The sequence below is a fragment of the Kurthia sp. ISK08 genome, assembly GCF_046159805.1.
GTDB lineage: Bacteria > Bacillota > Bacilli > Bacillales_A > Planococcaceae > Kurthia > Kurthia gibsonii.
The window spans coordinates 174,830-191,400 of record NZ_JBJXHL010000001.1 but is presented as its reverse complement, the minus strand read 5'-3'; the positions used below and the strand labels follow the sequence as shown (position 1 = coordinate 191,400).

Here is a 16,571-nt window from a genome sequence, read left to right as displayed (position 1 = left end):
TTATTTATGAAAAAATTAATAATAGCATTCATCGCATTAATGGTTTTAGCATTAGCTGCATGTGGTGGAAAAGAAGAAACAAAAGATAAAAAAGAAGATTCAGGTACATTCACGTATAAAGCTGTAAATGGTGATATTAAGGTACCAAAAAATCCGAAGCGTGTAGTAGTTCTAGCAGGCTATACAGGTGATTTAATTAAATTAGGTATTCCAGTTGTAGGAGCAGATCAGTGGTCAATGGATAACCCACAATTTAAAGATGCTTTAAAAGATGCGAAATTAATTTCCGATGAGGACGTTGAAAAAATTGCAGAATTAAAACCGGACTTAATCATCGGATATGATACAGTTAAAAATAAAGAGAAAATCGAAAAAATCGCGCCAACTGTATTATTCACATATAATGCATACGATTATTTACAACAAGCTGTAGAAATCGGTAAAGTAGTCAATAAAGAAAAAGAAGCACAAGCATGGGTGGATGACTTTAAAACACGTGCAGCAGATACTGGAAAAGAAATTAAAGCAAAAATTGGTGAAGATGCTACAGTATCGGTCATCGAATCATTCGGTAAAGAAATCTACGTTTACGGTAATAACTGGGGACGTGGTACAGAAATTTTATATCAAGCAATGAAATTAAACATGCCAGAAGCTGTTAAAAAAGATGCTTTAAAACAAGGGTATTATGCTGTATCAAGTGAAGTATTAAAAAAATATGCAGGCGATTACATGATTTTATCTGTATTCGGTGATCAAGATCCAGCATTCACAAAAACAAAATACTATAAAGAAATTCCAGCCGTTAAAAATAATCGCGTATTCCGTGTCAATGCAAATGAATTTTATTTCAATGACATGATGACACTTGATTTCCAATTAGATTTCTTTAAAAAGTCATTTTTAGGAAAGTAAAATGATGATAATAAAAAGAGGTTATCCATAGCTGGGTAACCTTTTTTACATAGAAAGGACGGAGGAAAATATGCTGAAATTATTTCGATCATGGTCACTTTGGCTCCAATTGCTTATCGCCTTCGTACTCTTACTCATTACTATATTTTTTGCGATTTCACTCGGAGCGGCCATCATACCACTTCAAGATGTATGGCATGCAATTTGGTCGAGTGAGGGTGGCGAGAAAATTGATATTTTACGAGAAATACGATTCCCTCGTGTGGTTGCAGCAGTCTTTGTAGGGGCGGCTTTAGCAGTAGCAGGTGCAATTATGCAAGGTGTAACACGTAATCCATTAGCAGACCCAGGTTTACTGGGGCTTACTTCAGGAGCAAATGCCGCATTAGCCATTGGTCTCGTTGTTGTTCCAAAACTCGATTATATGGGTTCTGTTATTGCCTGTTTAATCGGCGCTGCTGTTGGTATGGGGATTGTGTACGGTATTAGTGCCACAAGTAGAAAAGGAATGTCTCCTTTAAAATTAGTATTAGCAGGGGCTGCTGTTTCGATGTTTTTACAAGCAGTAGCAGATGGTACAGGTCTATTATTCAAAATTTCAAAGAATGTTTCGATGTGGACATCAGGTGGTTTACAAGGTATTACATGGAGTGCTTATATCGTTATGCCACTTATCATCATTGCATTAATCGGTAGTATTCTTATTAGTCGACAACTAACGATTCTAAGTTTAAATGAAGAACTAGCTGTAGGACTTGGACAAAAAACGATGCAAATTAAGACGATTATGTTCATCATCGTCGTGTTACTAGCAGGGAGTGCGGTTGCGTTAATCGGTAACTTAGCCTTCGTCGGTTTAATGATTCCGCATATTGTTCGTACATTCGTTGGTGGCGATTACCGAGCAGTTATTCCAATGTCAATGATTGTAGGCGGTATGTTTATGGTCATCGTTGATTTGATTGGACGCACGATGAATGCACCATATGAAACACCTGTTGTGGCACTCGTTGCTGTGATTGGTCTACCATTCTTCTTAATTTTAGTGAAGAGGGGAGGGCGTTTCTTTGCTTAAAAAGAGTACGTATACATTTTATTTAGCGATAGGTGTCTTTTTAGTTATTTGTTGTGCTTTTTTAGGGTTATCTGTTGGTTATTCTTCAATGGGTTTTCGAAGTGTGATTGCTACATTCTTCGGTTACGGTGAAGTGTCAGATGAATTTATTTTATTCTCTATTCGTTTACCACGTATTTTAATTTTAATTTTAGCAGGTGTTGCGTTAGCAGTGGCTGGTGCAGTACTTCAAACATTGACAAAGAACGACCTAGCAGACCCTGGGATTATCGGGATTAATGCAGGTGCAGGTGTTGGAATTACGGTACTTTACTTATTTGCAAAAGGAGAGCTAACGAATTTTTCATATGCATTACCGATTGTTGGGTTTGTCAGTGCGATTATAACAGCTCTCCTCATCTATAGTTTTTCTTATGAACGAAATCGTGGGATTCAACCATTCCGATTAATTCTTGTCGGTGTTGGATTTGCAGCGGCTTTATCGGGCATCATGGTCATGCTGATTTCTTCAGCAAATCGCTCAGATGTCGACTTTATTGCAGGGTGGTTAGCAGGGAATGTTTGGGGAGCCGATTGGCCGTTTGTATGGGCTCTACTTCCATGGGTACTCATTCTCGTTCCATTTACTATAATGCGTTCGAACCATTTGAACATTTTAGGGCTAAGTGAGCCGATGGCAGTAGGATTAGGTGCTTCATTGAACAAACAGCGTATGTACTTCTTATTATTAGCAGTTGGTCTAGCAGCAGCTGCAGTATCTGTGACAGGCGGAATTGGCTTTATCGGTTTAATGGCCCCTCATATTGCCCGTTCACTTGTTGGACCACGCCATCAACGTTTTTTACCGATGACGATTGTCATTGGCCCGATTCTCTTATTAGTGGCAGATGCGATTGGTCGCTCGATTTTAACAGAATCGAGTATTCCAGTTGGGATTGTTGTCGCTATTATTGGTGCACCATACTTCTTATATTTATTAAAAAAACAAGTATAATAGATAGTAGAAGTAAGGAAACATCAGGAGGATTTTTATGAAAAAGTGGCTATTTGGTTTATCTATTTGTATGCTTATAGGCTTAACAGGGTGTAGTGAACAAAATGTAGCACAGGCGCAGGAGCAAAAATACGGTATGAATTTAGATTTAGCACGTCGCCCTTATACAATCGATGTTTTAAAGAAGTATATAGATGACGTGAAAAAATCAGGCGGGAACTATGTACATCTTCATTTAACTGATGATGAAAACTATGCATTAGAGAGTCGACTTTTAGGACAGCCAGCAAAGAAATCATGGCAGCAAAAAGACGGACTCTATCGCAATCCATTAACGAAGCAAACCTTTTTATCGATGAAGCAGATGCGCTCTTTAGAAGCGTATGCGGCGAAGAAGAAGATTGAATTAATACCCGAGATTGATACACCTAGTCATATGGGAGCTATTTTAAAACTGTATGAAAAAGCGAATCCGAAGGCAGCGAAAAAGTTGGTGCGTGATGAGTGGAATCAAATTGCACCGAATCAGTCGAGTATAAGATTCGTACAAGCATTATATCGTGAAGTTTTACAAGCTTTACCGAAAACAAAAACGATGCATATTGGTGGAGACGAGATTGCCTATGATGAAGAAGATCATGTGAAATACATCCATTACTTCAATCAAATGAATCGTTATTTGCAAAAGAAGCATGTGCGTATATGGATTTGGAATGATTCTTTATTGAAGGCAGATTTAAAAAAGTTAGATCAAACGATTGCGATTACATTTTGGAGTTGGACGGGTGAACCCGAAAGTACAACTGAAAAGAAGTATCGTGAAAAAGTTCGTCCCAGTGCGCCACAGTTAATAAAAGCAGGACACACAGTGTATAATTATAATGATTACTACTTATATGTAGATTTTACATCAAAAGGTTCAATTCGTTCGGATCTGCAGTATATGAAACGAGATATTAAAAAGAACTGGACGTTAGGGAGATGGAATTCATCTCATCAGCAAACTACGTCAAAAATTTCTGGTGCAGCCATCTCTATATGGGGAGAAGGTTCAAAGAAATATACAGCCGACCAAGTTTACAACTATACGAAAGAATTGTTTCCGACAATGATGAAAAAGGTAAAGTAGTAGTAATACATTATTTTTGAGGGGTGTTTTGATGTCTATTTATGATTTAGACGTTACATTAGAAGATGGAAAAACGTATTCAATGAAAGAGTACGAAGGAAAAGTATTATTGATTGTGAATACAGCATCAAAATGTGGTTTTACACCGCAATTCAAAGAACTCGAAGAATTGTATCAAAAGTATAAAGACAAAGGATTAGTCGTACTCGGCTTCCCATCAAATCAGTTCAAGCAAGAATTAGATTCAGGTGAAGCGGCAGCAGAACAGTGTCGTTTACAATATGGTGTTACGTTCCCGATGCATGAATTAGTTCATGTAAATGGTAAAGATGAGCATCCATTATTCACGTATTTAAAAGAACATTCAAAAGGGTTTTTAGGTAGTAGCATTAAGTGGAATTTCACAAAGTTCCTTGTAGATCGCGACGGTCATGTCGTGGCGCGTTATGCATCGAAAGATAAGCCAAGTCAGTTTGAGGAAGATATTGTCAAATATTTAGAAATTTGATTGACAATTTAGACATTTTAAGATAATATATAAATTGTAAATCAATAGTGCTTGAATTGGTGTGAGGGAATCCTTGAATTCGCCTCGCTTAAAAGGGAAGCTGGTGTGATTCCAGCGCTGTCCCGCAACTGTAAATGTGAGTGTAGTAAGCATATCCACTGTCTTTAAATAGATGGGAAGGGGCTGTTACACAGTGACCATGAGCCAGGAGACCTGCCAATTCTACTGTGCATCTTTATTTACCTACGAGGATAGGTTGATGTTAGCTACTTATGTTTTTAGTAGATGACAGCTTTCCTGTGGGGAAGCTGTTTTTTGTGCTCTCGTTACGATTCCCATTCAATGATTCAATACGACTATTTAGAACTCCCCAACTTCCGAATAGTATAATACAAAATTTGTTTCGTTACGGGACCTAACAGAACTAAACTCTAGAGAAGAAGGAATTGCGTGTTTATACGTGATTCCTTCTTTTTAATACAGTAAAATGTTTCGTTTACTTTAAAAATGTATAAATTATTTGTAAAGATATAGAAAAGCAATGTATTTAGTGCTACTATATGGACTATATATTTTGAGATGGAGAGTGAGGTTTCGGTAAATGACCGAACATGAGAAAAAAACAAAAATAAAGCAGGCGCGTTATCAAATTATTGCGGCTGACCTTGCCTCTAAGATTGTAGATCGAGAATATGAGGTTGGGCAAAAGCTATATGCACGTTCCTCATTAGCGAGTAAATATGGTGTTTCATCTGAAACGGCGCGCCGTGCCATTGCAGTACTACAAGATTTAGGAATCGTTCAAGCTACAAAGGGGAGTGGCGTCTTCATCAAGTCTTATGAAGAAGCTGCAAAATTTGTACATCAATTAAAAGATGTGCAATCAGTCAATGAAATTCAGCATGATGTCTTTCAATCCATCGCCAAACAAAAAGAAGAATTAGAGCGCTTGGAACAACTGTCACAAGAGTTAGTGTCGCGAACAAATCGTTTTCATTCGCTCAATCCATTTGCACCATTCAACGTGACTGTAACATCGGAATGCCTGTATTTAGATATGACCATTCAAGAATTAAATTTCTGGCAAAATACGACAGCTACAATTGTCGGGATTCGTCGCGGTGAAACGATTTTATTATCACCTGGACCATATGCATCAATTAAAGAAAATGATGTACTATACTTTATTGGAAATGAAGCATCTTTCGATATTGTAAAAAATTTTTTATACAAAGGATAAATCGACTTTTTAAAAGGTATATAAACCTTGTTGTGACAAGGATTCATAAACATAAAATAATGATAGGAAATGCCATGTTTCTCCCAGGGGAAACATGGCATTTTGATGCTTACATTTGACATAAGTAACAACTTTTTGTTAGGGTTAAGTTGTTACTTATTTTGTAACAAACTGATATCGCAACGAATTGAGGTGTAGCTCTTGGCTAAAATAAGAGTGGAAAACGTAAGTAAAATTTTCGGAAAAAAAATTACACAAGCAGAAGAGCTTGTAAAGAAGGGAAAAAGTAAATCAACTATTTTAAAAGAAACAGGTGCAACTGTTGGTGTTTATGATGCAAGCTTTGAAGTAAAAGAAGGTGAAATCTTCGTTATTATGGGTTTATCAGGTAGTGGTAAATCAACACTTGTACGATTACTTAATCGTTTAATCGAACCAACAACAGGGCAAATTTACATTAACGATGCAGATGTATCGAAAATGAATAAAACACAATTACGACAAGTGCGAAGAAATTCAATTAATATGGTCTTTCAGAATTTTGGGTTATTCCCACATCAAACGATTTTAAAAAATACCGAATATGGATTAAAGGTTCGAGGGGTTCCAAAGGAAGAGCGTAAAGTCAAAGCTGAAAAAGCACTTGAGAACGCGGGACTCATTGATTTCAAAGATCAATATCCAAAGCAATTATCCGGTGGTATGCAGCAACGTGTAGGTCTTGCACGGGCACTCGCAAACGATGCCGAAATTGTTCTAATGGATGAAGCCTTTTCAGCCCTCGACCCTTTAATACGGAAAGAGATGCAAGATGAGTTGTTAGAACTTCAACAAAATATGAAGAAGACAATTATCTTTATTACGCATGATTTGAATGAAGCACTACGCATTGGTGACCGAATCGCCATTATGAAAGATGGACAAATCATTCAAATCGGTACGGGTGAAGAAATTCTAACAAATCCAGCTGATGAATATGTAAGTAGCTTCATTGAAGACATCGACCGTTCTAAAGTATTAACAGCTGAAAACATCATGGTGAAACCAGTAACGATTAATCCGGCACATGATGGACCAAAAATGGCATTAAAACGTATGAAAGATGAACAAGTGAGTATGGTATTAGCAGTGACACCGCCAAAACAATTAGTTGGCTACATAACTGCAGACGACGCATTACGTTGTGCAAAAGAAGGCCAAACAAATTTAATCAATTGTGTACAACAAGATATTTTAACAGTGCCACACGATTTACTATTAGAAGAAGTGTTGCCAATTATTTCAGACTCAAAAACACCAGTAGCTGTTATGAAAAATGATCAGCTAGTTGGGGTTCTTATTCGCGGTGTAGTGATTGAAGCTCTCGCAAAAGAAACATCTGCGGAGGTGACGGCACATGAATAATTTACTCGATCAAATTCCGATGATGCCACTTGCAAAATGGACGAATAATGCAATGGATTATATTACGGAACACGGACAAGGTTTCTTTGATGCAATTCAAGAGAATACAGAAAGCATGATGCTTGCCGTTACAGATTTCTTACTTATGGTTCCAGCAATTGTATTTATTTTATTAGTTGCAGTATTAGCATTTTTTGCAACGAAGAAAAAACTCGGTTTAACGATTTTCGCAGTACTTGGTTTACTGTTTATTTATAACCAAGGATTATGGAGTGACTTAATGAATACGGTCACGCTTGTACTATTTGCGAGTTTAATTTCGATTATTATCGGGATTCCTGTTGGTATTTGTATGTCAAAAAGTAGAGTATTTGAAAGTATTATGAAGCCGGTTTTAGACTTCATGCAAACAATGCCAGGTTTTGTGTACTTAATTCCAGCTGTTGCATTCTTCGGTATTGGTTTAGTACCAGGGGTGTTTGCTTCCATTATTTTCTCAATCCCACCAACGATTCGTTTTACGAATTTAGGGATTCAGCAAGTACCAAAAGAATTAATTGAGGCATCAGAATCTTTCGGTAGTACAGGACCACAGAAATTATTCAACGTAGAACTACCATTAGCAAAATCAACAATTATGGCTGGTGTAAACCAAACGGTTATGCTATCGCTATCAATGGTTGTTATTGCATCGATGATTGGTGCAGAAGGTTTAGGTCAAAAAGTATTAACAGCTGTACAAAGAGCAGACGTTGGACCAGGTTTTGTAGCTGGTTTAGCACTTGTTATTTTTGCAATCTTAATTGATCGTTTAACACAAAGTTTCAATACTAAAAAAGGGTAGGGTGAATTAGATGAAATTTTCAAAAACAATGAAAGCAGCAGGACTAGCTTTAGGTCTTGGTCTATCAGCAGTCCTTGCTGGATGCGGTAACTCTTCAAGTTCAGATAAGTCAGATCCAACTGTTGAACTTGCATATGTAGAATGGGATACAGAAGTAGCTTCAACAAATGTTATTGCTGAAGTTTTAAAAGAAGAAGGCATTAAAGTCAAAACAACTTCACTTGATAATGCAGTGATGTGGGAAGCTGTCGCAAATAACAAAGCAGATGCAATGGTAGCTGGATGGCTACCACATACACATGGTGCGCAATATGATAAGTATAAAGACCAAGTAGAGGATTTAGGTGTTAACTTAAAAGGTGCTAAAATTGGTTTAGTTGTACCAGATTATATGAAGGTTGATTCAATTGAAGATTTAAAAGACCAAGCGAAAAAAGAAATCACAGGTATTGAGCCAGGAGCAGGCATCATGGGTGCTACAGAAAAGGCTTTAAAAGATTATAAAAACTTAAGTGATTGGAAACTAAAACAATCTTCTTCAGGTGCGATGACTGTAGCACTTGGTCAAGCTATCAAGAAGAAAGAAGATATCGTTATTACAGGATGGGCACCACACTGGATGTTCCAAAAATATGATTTAAAATTCTTAAAAGATCCGAAGAAAGTATATGGTGGCGAAGAACAAATTCATACATTCGCTTCTAAAAAGCTAAAAGAGAAATCACCAGATGCTTATAAAATTTTGAAAAACTTTAACTGGACAACAGATGATATCGAATCAGTTATGTTAGATATTCATGATGGTACACCACCAGAACAAGCTGCAAAAACTTGGATTAAAGAAAACCAAACAAAAGTAGCAGAGTGGACAAAATAATCGTGTAATAAATAAATCCTATGTAGTGAACATATGAAAGTTCACGCATAGGATTTTTTACATTAAAAAACGAGGTCTACGCACGGTAAGACCTCGTTTTTAATCAATTAACCACGTCCGCCCATTGGCTCTGAAGCACGTTGATTAAAGATTGAAATATGGTGTAATTTTTTTGTTTTTGTTGGACCAACAAATTTAAGTGTATTTTTTCCAACTTTGTAATTTAAAATCGTGTCTTTACCGTTATAAGTTGTTGAAGATGGCTTACCACCAACAGCTATAATATCTGAAAATGTAATATCAGATAGTTTAAATGAAGAATCAGGCGCTACGAAAGTACGCACATCATAAACACGATCTCCGCGTCCAATAGCAAAAGCATAGGTTACTTTGCCTTTCTTTTTGTACTCAATATAGTTCGTATTGTTAGAGAATGTTGTAGCGGGTTTTCCCCATTTGTTTGTAATGTCTTCATAAACTGATTTTCCACTCTCAAATGGAACACCTTCTGTCATACCATTTTTCGCTGTTTTGAATTGGTTTTGTAAAAAATCACGTAAGATAGGTTTTACCGTGTCTTTTGATTTTGTTTCGATTTTTTTAGAAGAAGTAGATGTTACAGTAGTGTCTTCTTTTTTACTAGCCTCTGTTTGTACATCCTCTGTTTGTACATCTTCTGTTTTCGCTGTCGTGTTTTCAGCTGCCTGTGTTTTCGGCACTTCCTTTTCAGGAGTTGCTTCTGGCTCTCCGCAAGCAACAAGTAGCAGTGAAGAAGCTGCAAGTAAACTAGCTAGTTTTGTATAAGTTTTCATCGAATCTCCTCCTTTTAATCGTTTATATTCTCTATTAAATTATACCAAATAAAAAGAATACAACTACTACAAATAGCAGCAAAAATTGTTAAGAAGTTTCAATATTTGTTATCTTTTTGTTATATTCATAAAATAAAGAGATGGAATGGTCAAAGTATAAAACCCGAAATTGCACTATATGACGCAATTTCGGGTTTTAAAATTTATTGTACTTCTTTTAAACGAGGTTCTACAACAGAAGAAGCATCTACTGTTTTTAAGTTTGTAATATATTGAATGAATGCATCTGTATCTAAACCAAGATCATCGATTACTTTTGCTTCTTTAAATGTAGGGAATTGGTCACCGCCACCTACTAAGAAGTCGTTGATTACTGCTTTATATGTTTTTGCTTCATCAATCTTTTCGCCATTTACGAATACATCAACTACTGCTTTATCTTTATATGTGTATGTTAAACCAGAAACTTCTAAACCATATCCACCTGTAAATTGATTATTAATTGCAGATTTAACTTGAGCGCCTGTTAATTCAACGATTTTTAAAATGTTACCGAAAGGTTGAACGCCTTGTGCAGCGCCACGTGAAATTACAAATGAATCGCCAGAAGCAGTTGCATCTAAGTCAGAGCGAACGCCACCAGAGTTTGTGAAAGCAAAGTCAACTGAAGCATCTTTTGCTTTTGCAAATGCTAACTGTCCATCTGTTACAAGATTCCCTACAGGTGAGCCGCCTAGTGGGTAGGCTACACGTTCACGTGAGATTTTTGCTGCATTCATATTTGCGATTGGTTGGTCCATCACTTTCCCAACAATACCTTTTGCTTCTTGAATAATACCATTTACTTTTTTAGATACTTTATTTTTCATAATTGTTGTTTCTGTTTGTGTGTAGTTATATTTAATTTTAGCTGCTGGTGTCTTCATAAAGTCTTTTGTTTTTGAACTTAGTGTACCTGTTACAACTGAATAAGCAGATGCATAGTTATAGGCTTCAACTACACGAACACCTTTGTACGTTCCGTTAGCATAGCCATGATTATGACCAGCAAAAACAACATCAATTGAGTTCGATGGATCAAGTTTGTTTGCTGTTTTTAACATATCAATTACATCGCCTGTTAAACGTGAATTTTCTTGTGTTTCAATAGAAGAATTTGCTTCTTTATCGACTTCGACAGACGAGTGAGCGACAACGGCGATTGCTTTTACGCCTTGTTTACGTAATTCTTTTGTATATTTTGCAACAGCTTGACCAGGGTCCACTACATCAATATCTTTTGTATGTTGTGCTAAAACGACTTCTTTAATACGTGGTGTTACAATGCCGATGAAGCCGACTTTTACACCGCCGATTGTTTTAACTGTATAAGGTTTGAAGCCTTTAACTAATTTTTTTGTCTTTTTATCAACTACATTTGCTGAAAGAATCTCCATTTTAGAAGTTGTTTGTTTATAATCTTTTACGAATTCATAGTTTTGTGTTACACCTTTGATGGGTTTTTTACCTTTCCAAATACGTTGGAATTCGTCTAAACCTTCATCGAATTCATGGTTTCCAAGTGCCCCAATCGAGAAATTCATTGCATTTAAAATATTCATTGTTGGTTCATCTTGTAAAAGACTTGAGATAGCAGGAGAGCCACCTACTGTATCACCAGCATGAATTGAAAGTGAATTAGAAGTTGTTGATTTCAACTTATTTGCTTTTGCAAAAGCAGCTTTTTCTTGCTCAAAGTTATACGCTAAAGAAGCCATCCCACCGACTGGCGTACCTACACTATCTTTTTTGTTATTCCCGTCAATATAACCATGTAAGTCGTTCATACTTAAAAGTTGTACAGGGATTTTTTTCTCTACTACTTTTTTACTTGTTGTTTTAGCTGTTGCATTGATTCCTGCACCGAAAGAAAATGGTACGGCAGTTAGTAATGCAGCAACGCTTAATGAAGTAATAATCTTCGATTTAAACATCATTTCGCCACCCCTTAAAATAGAATTGTTTCCTCCTAAATATAAGAATTACATCCTGAAATAGCAATATATTATTGAATTATTCTATTTAACAGAAAATAAAGATTATTTAGATATTGTCATAAAAATACAATAAGTATAAATTGAAAATAATCTAAAAGTAATAAGTCAGACATTAGACGTTAGTCATTTGAACATCTACTAGCAAGTGATTAATTAAGAAGTCTATAGTAAAAAAATAAATTTAGACAAAATAAAAAAACTAGTAATGAATGTGGAAAAACACATCCTTTACTAGTTGAAATGTATTTAAAATGAATGAATATTTCTGTATAGCCCGACTACTTTACCTAAAATCGATACATTTTGAACAATAATTGGTTCCATTGAAGAATTCTCAGGTTGCAAACGGAAATAGCCGTCTTCTTTATAGAAACGTTTTACCGTTGCTTCGTCGTCTTCAGTCATTGCCACAACGATCTCACCGTTATTTGCAGAAGACTGTTGTTTCACAATGACATAGTCACCATCTAGAATACCTGCTTCAATCATCGACTCACCCATAATTTCTAGCATAAAAATATGGTCATCAGATGTACCATATGTATGTGGAATTGGGAAGTACTCTTCAATATTTTCAATTGCTGTGATGGGCATACCTGCTGTTACTTTACCAAGAAGTGGAACATGCATCACACCTTGTTTTGTAGCCGTAGTCGATTCAAAAGGATTTAAAATTTCAATTGCACGAGGTTTCGTTTTATCACGACGGATATAACCCTTACTTTCTAAACGTTCTAAATGCCCATGTACAGTTGAACTAGAAGCTAATCCAACAGCCAATCCAATCTCACGCACAGAAGGCGGATAACCCTTACTTTGTACTTCATCTTTAATAAAATTTAAAATCGCTTCTTGACGCTTTGAAAGTTTTGTTTTTTTCAATGCAGTATTCACAACCTTCACCTCAACTTCCTACTATATTTTGTATTTTGAGTATAACATCGTAGAAAATCAAATGCAAACAATTGTTCTGAAAAAACCGTTGACAAAAACAAGTGTTCGAGTTTATGATGGGAACAAACATTCTAGTAAAAAGTTGGAAGGGGAAATTCAGATGAAGTGGATCAAAAATAATGTGATGGTGATTTGTTTTTCGGTAGTTGTATTATTGTTTGTTGGTAATGTTGTGCGTGATACAATAGCGAAGACGCATGTAACTGAAATTCGAATTACAGAAGGTGATACATTATGGTCTTTAGCTCAAAAATATAGCGGAGATATGAAACCACAAAAATGGATGAACCAAGTTATTAATGAAAACAATTTAGTTGATGGGCAAATTATGGCGGGAGAGAAATTAACCGTACCGATTACCAATCATGAATTACAACAAATAGAATTAGCGAGTGATCAATAATGAAATCAAAAAAAGCTGTGGCTTACTGTCGCGTAAGTACAGAAAAAGAAACACAAGACCAGTCTTTAGAGAGACAAAGAATTGAATTAACTGCCTATGCTAAAGAAAAAGGGTACACATTAGATTGTATTTTTGAAGACCGCCATAGTGGTTATGATATTGAGCGTGAAGGATTATTAGAATTGTTAGATTTCTTAAAACAATATCCGCAATCTGCTCTATTTATTCAAGATGAGACACGTATTGGACGTGGGAATGGTCGAATGGCTGTTTTACATCTTTTACAAAAATACGATACAACGATTTATTCTATGTCATCAGATGGTGAAATGAAATTAAACGATATGGATTCGATGTTACTGGAGATTTTAGCAATTGTAGAGGAGTACCAACGCAAAATACATAATGCAAAAATCAAACGAGGGATGCGTCGTGCTGTTGAAAATGGCTATCGTCCAGAATTAAATATTAGTAATCGTGGTAATCCAGAAGGACGCGAAAGAATTGATGTGCCACTTGACCAGATTGTTGCATTAAGAAAAAAAGGGCTTACTTATGAAGAAATAGCTGCTACGTTAAAGATTGCCGGTTTTCATGTGAGTAAAGCAACTGTGCATCGTCGTTATACAGAGTATGTGCAAGAACAACAAAATCAATAGAATTTTTTCTTTAAAATGTCTTTTTAAGTCTTTAAATCATTATTTTTAAGCTTTTTTCAGGATTTTTGAGCTGAATACTTGCTAAATTGCTGTATTTTTCATACCTTTAATGTAGTGACTAGGTCGAAAGGATGAAAATTATGCTATCAAAAGAAAAACTAGCGCGTATTAGTGAGTTATCAAAAAAGAAAAAAGCAGGTACATTAACTGTTGAAGAAGCAAAAGAACAGACGGCACTGCGCCAAGAATATTTAGATACATTCCGTAAAACAATGCGTAATACAATCGAAAACGTTCGTATTTTCGATCCAAATGGTGAAGAAGTAACGCCAGATAAAATTCGTGAAAAGCAAAAAACAAACGGACGTCTAAATTAACAAGTAAAAACGCACACAATTATGACGAAAATCCACAATTGTGTGCGTTTTTTCATGGATAATCGTCTAACGTCAATTATAACCATTGTTTTATAGTCGATTCTTGACTAAACTAGAGATAGTAATACATTTTGTATAGAAGAAAGGATGTCAACTTTAATGACGCAACAAGCAGATCAGTTAGCAATTAATGCGATTCGTACTTTATCAATTGATGCAATTGAAAAAGCAAATTCAGGACACCCAGGTTTACCAATGGGCGCAGCACCAATGGCGTACACGCTATGGACAAAACAACTACAACATAATCCTCAAAATCCATCATGGTTCAACCGTGATCGTTTTATCCTTTCAGCGGGTCATGGCTCAATGCTTTTATATAGCCTACTTCACTTAGGTGGCTACGGCTTACCAATGGAAGAAATTAAAAACTTCCGTCAATGGGGTTCTTTGACACCAGGTCACCCTGAATTTGGACATACAGTCGGTGTAGAAGCTACTACAGGTCCATTAGGTCAAGGTATTTCAATGGCAGTAGGTATGGCAATGGCTGAATCTCATTTAGCAGCAGTATATAACAAACCAGAACACAATATTATCGATCACTATACATACGTGTTATGTGGTGATGGTGATTTAATGGAAGGTGTTTCTGCCGAAGCCGCGTCATTAGCAGGTCATCTACAATTAGAAAAATTAATCGTATTATACGATAGTAACGATATTTCATTAGATGGTGATTTAAACAAATCATTCTCAGATGATACAGCTGCCCGTTATAAATCATATGGTTGGAACTACTTATTAGTAGAAGACGGTACAGATGTGGCAGCAATCAATCAAGCAATCGAAAATGCAAAAACATCAAATAAACCAACATTAATTGAGATTAAAACAATTATTGGTCATGGTTCACCGAATAAATCGGGTAAATCAGATTCTCACGGTGCACCATTAGGTACAGAAGAAGTTGCATTAACAAAAGCGAATTACGACTGGACATATGAGCCATTCGAAATTCCAGAAGAAGTATATGAAACATTCAAGGAAGCAGCTGAAACACATGGTGTAAAAGCAGAAGCAGCTTGGAATGATGCGTTTGCAGCATATAAAGTAGAATTCCCAGAATTAGCAGCTCAATTAGAGAAAGCAATCAAAGGTGAATTCCCTGAAAACTTCGATGCAGAATTCCCAGTATATGAAGCAGGTAAATCAGTTGCGACACGTTCATCTTCTGGTGATATGATTAATGCAATTGCTAAAACTGTTCCTTCATTCTTCGGTGGTAGTGCCGATTTAGCTGGTTCAAACAAAACAACAATCAAAGGTGCTGGTGATTTCTCAGCACATGACCGTGCTGGTCGTAACATTTGGTTTGGTGTACGTGAATTTGCAATGGGCGCAGCATTAAACGGTATGGCACTTCATGGTGGATTGAACGTCTTCGGTGGTACGTTCTTCGTATTCTCTGATTATGTACGTCCAGCAGTTCGTCTGTCTGCATTAATGGGATTACCTGTAACATATGTATTCACACATGACTCAGTAGCTGTTGGTGAAGATGGTCCAACACACGAACCAATCGAGCATTTAGCCGCTTTACGTGCAATGCCGAATTTATCAGTAATTCGTCCAGCAGATGCAAATGAATCAGTAGCAGCTTGGAAGTTAGCATTAACTTCTAAAAACCGTCCAACTGCACTTGTTTTATCACGTCAAAACCTACCTGTTCTTGATGTAGATCAAACTGTATTACATGCAGGTGTTGAAAAAGGTGCTTACGTTGTAGCAAAAGCTTCAAAAGAAGTAGCAGATGCATTATTAATCGCAACAGGTTCAGAAGTGCAACTAGCAGTAGCTGCAAAAGAAGCATTAGCAAAAGAAGGTATTGAAGTATCTGTTATCTCAATGCCTGATACAGCACGCTTTGATGAGCAAGATGCTGCATACAAAGAATCTGTATTACCAAAAGCAGTAACAAAACGACTTGCAATCGAAATGGCTTCATCATTCGGTTGGCATAAATATACTGGTTTCGAAGGTGATGTTCTTGCAATCGATACATTCGGCGCAAGTGCACCTGGAGATACAGTGATTGAAAAATACGGTTTCACAGTTGAAAATGTTGTTGCGAAAGTGAAAGCATTATTTAATTAATCCGTACACAATAAAATCCCGAAATGTTTGACGTTTCGGGGTTTTTTTATTCAACAAACGATTTCTCATATGTAGCATAATTAATTAATTTTTTATGAAATCTACGACAAATGTAGATAGGCTATGTTTTTTATTGTATAATCCTTCATGGAGAGTATTATCTCGTATGTGAAAATAGAGGAGGAAC

General features: G+C 36.3%; 16 protein-coding genes and 1 riboswitch. Of the genes, 13 read left to right on the top strand and 3 right to left on the bottom strand.

Features of this window, described 5'->3' with window-relative positions:
- Positions 1–6: 6 nt before the first annotated feature.
- The 9 genes from ACKVQX_RS00920 (at position 7) to ACKVQX_RS00880 (ending at position 8,986) form a co-directional block, all read left to right on the top strand.
- Positions 7–915, top strand: coding sequence for an iron-hydroxamate ABC transporter substrate-binding protein (locus tag ACKVQX_RS00920; RefSeq protein ID WP_068454583.1), 909 nt, complete (start codon positions 7–9; stop codon positions 913–915).
- 70 nt (positions 916–985) lie between these two features.
- Positions 986–1,990: a FecCD family ABC transporter permease gene (locus ACKVQX_RS00915; protein WP_409135932.1), complete on the top strand. Its 1,005-nt coding sequence runs from the start codon at positions 986–988 to the stop codon at positions 1,988–1,990.
- Positions 1,983–2,984, top strand: a complete 1,002-nt coding sequence (locus tag ACKVQX_RS00910) for an iron ABC transporter permease (RefSeq protein WP_325942877.1) — start codon at positions 1,983–1,985, stop codon at positions 2,982–2,984. Before ACKVQX_RS00915 ends, ACKVQX_RS00910 begins: the two co-directional genes overlap by 8 nt.
- A 37-nt stretch (positions 2,985–3,021) precedes the next feature.
- A complete protein-coding gene (locus tag ACKVQX_RS00905; RefSeq protein ID WP_325942876.1) occupies positions 3,022–4,113 on the top strand; it encodes a family 20 glycosylhydrolase in 1,092 nt (363 codons plus the stop codon).
- Positions 4,114–4,144: 31 nt separating this feature from the next.
- Positions 4,145–4,621, top strand: a complete 477-nt coding sequence (locus tag ACKVQX_RS00900; RefSeq protein ID WP_068454575.1) for a glutathione peroxidase — start codon at positions 4,145–4,147, stop codon at positions 4,619–4,621.
- A gap of 40 nt (positions 4,622–4,661) precedes the next feature.
- Positions 4,662–4,857: riboswitch (cobalamin riboswitch) on the top strand.
- Between the two features lie 365 nt (positions 4,858–5,222).
- Positions 5,223–5,861, top strand: a complete 639-nt coding sequence (locus ACKVQX_RS00895) for a GntR family transcriptional regulator (RefSeq protein ID WP_068454572.1) — start codon at positions 5,223–5,225, stop codon at positions 5,859–5,861.
- A gap of 201 nt (positions 5,862–6,062) precedes the next feature.
- Positions 6,063–7,265: a glycine betaine/L-proline ABC transporter ATP-binding protein gene (locus ACKVQX_RS00890; protein WP_068454569.1), complete on the top strand. Its 1,203-nt coding sequence runs from the start codon at positions 6,063–6,065 to the stop codon at positions 7,263–7,265.
- Complete coding sequence (locus ACKVQX_RS00885; RefSeq protein ID WP_068454566.1) at positions 7,258–8,109, top strand: proline/glycine betaine ABC transporter permease; 852 nt, start codon at positions 7,258–7,260, stop codon at positions 8,107–8,109. The genes ACKVQX_RS00890 and ACKVQX_RS00885 overlap by 8 nt, the downstream gene beginning before the upstream one ends.
- Before the next feature lie 10 nt (positions 8,110–8,119).
- Entirely contained in the window at positions 8,120–8,986 is an 867-nt protein-coding gene (locus ACKVQX_RS00880; RefSeq protein WP_285216035.1) for a glycine betaine ABC transporter substrate-binding protein, read from the top strand.
- Between the two features lie 107 nt (positions 8,987–9,093).
- On the opposite strand, the gene ACKVQX_RS00875 is transcribed toward ACKVQX_RS00880, so the two are convergent.
- The 3 genes from ACKVQX_RS00875 to lexA all read right to left on the bottom strand — a co-directional run bounded on the left by ACKVQX_RS00875 (position 9,094) and on the right by lexA (position 12,728).
- The gene (locus ACKVQX_RS00875; protein ID WP_285216036.1) at positions 9,094–9,798 is read right to left on the bottom strand and encodes a DUF4309 domain-containing protein; all 705 of its coding nucleotides are present in this window, start codon (positions 9,796–9,798) and stop codon (positions 9,094–9,096) included.
- Between the two features lie 203 nt (positions 9,799–10,001).
- Positions 10,002–11,774: a bifunctional UDP-sugar hydrolase/5'-nucleotidase gene (locus tag ACKVQX_RS00870; protein ID WP_231726949.1), complete on the bottom strand. Its 1,773-nt coding sequence runs from the start codon at positions 11,772–11,774 to the stop codon at positions 10,002–10,004.
- Positions 11,775–12,080: 306 nt separating this feature from the next.
- On the bottom strand, positions 12,081–12,728 hold the full coding sequence (lexA, locus tag ACKVQX_RS00865; protein WP_231727006.1) for a transcriptional repressor LexA: 648 nt from the start codon (positions 12,726–12,728) through the stop codon (positions 12,081–12,083).
- Positions 12,729–12,888: 160 nt separating this feature from the next.
- Here lexA and ACKVQX_RS00860 point away from each other — a divergent pair, with 160 nt between their 5' ends.
- From ACKVQX_RS00860 to tkt, 4 genes are all read left to right on the top strand, one after another.
- Complete coding sequence (locus ACKVQX_RS00860) at positions 12,889–13,191, top strand: LysM peptidoglycan-binding domain-containing protein (RefSeq protein WP_068454557.1); 303 nt, start codon at positions 12,889–12,891, stop codon at positions 13,189–13,191.
- On the top strand, positions 13,191–13,850 hold the full coding sequence (locus tag ACKVQX_RS00855) for a recombinase family protein (RefSeq protein ID WP_068454555.1): 660 nt from the start codon (positions 13,191–13,193) through the stop codon (positions 13,848–13,850). Before ACKVQX_RS00860 ends, ACKVQX_RS00855 begins: the two co-directional genes overlap by 1 nt.
- 140 nt (positions 13,851–13,990) lie before the next feature.
- Entirely contained in the window at positions 13,991–14,227 is a 237-nt protein-coding gene (locus ACKVQX_RS00850; RefSeq protein WP_068454553.1) for a DUF896 domain-containing protein, read from the top strand.
- 159 nt (positions 14,228–14,386) lie between these two features.
- Positions 14,387–16,384: a transketolase gene (gene tkt / locus ACKVQX_RS00845; protein WP_409135931.1), complete on the top strand. Its 1,998-nt coding sequence runs from the start codon at positions 14,387–14,389 to the stop codon at positions 16,382–16,384.
- Positions 16,385–16,571 lie beyond the last annotated feature (187 nt).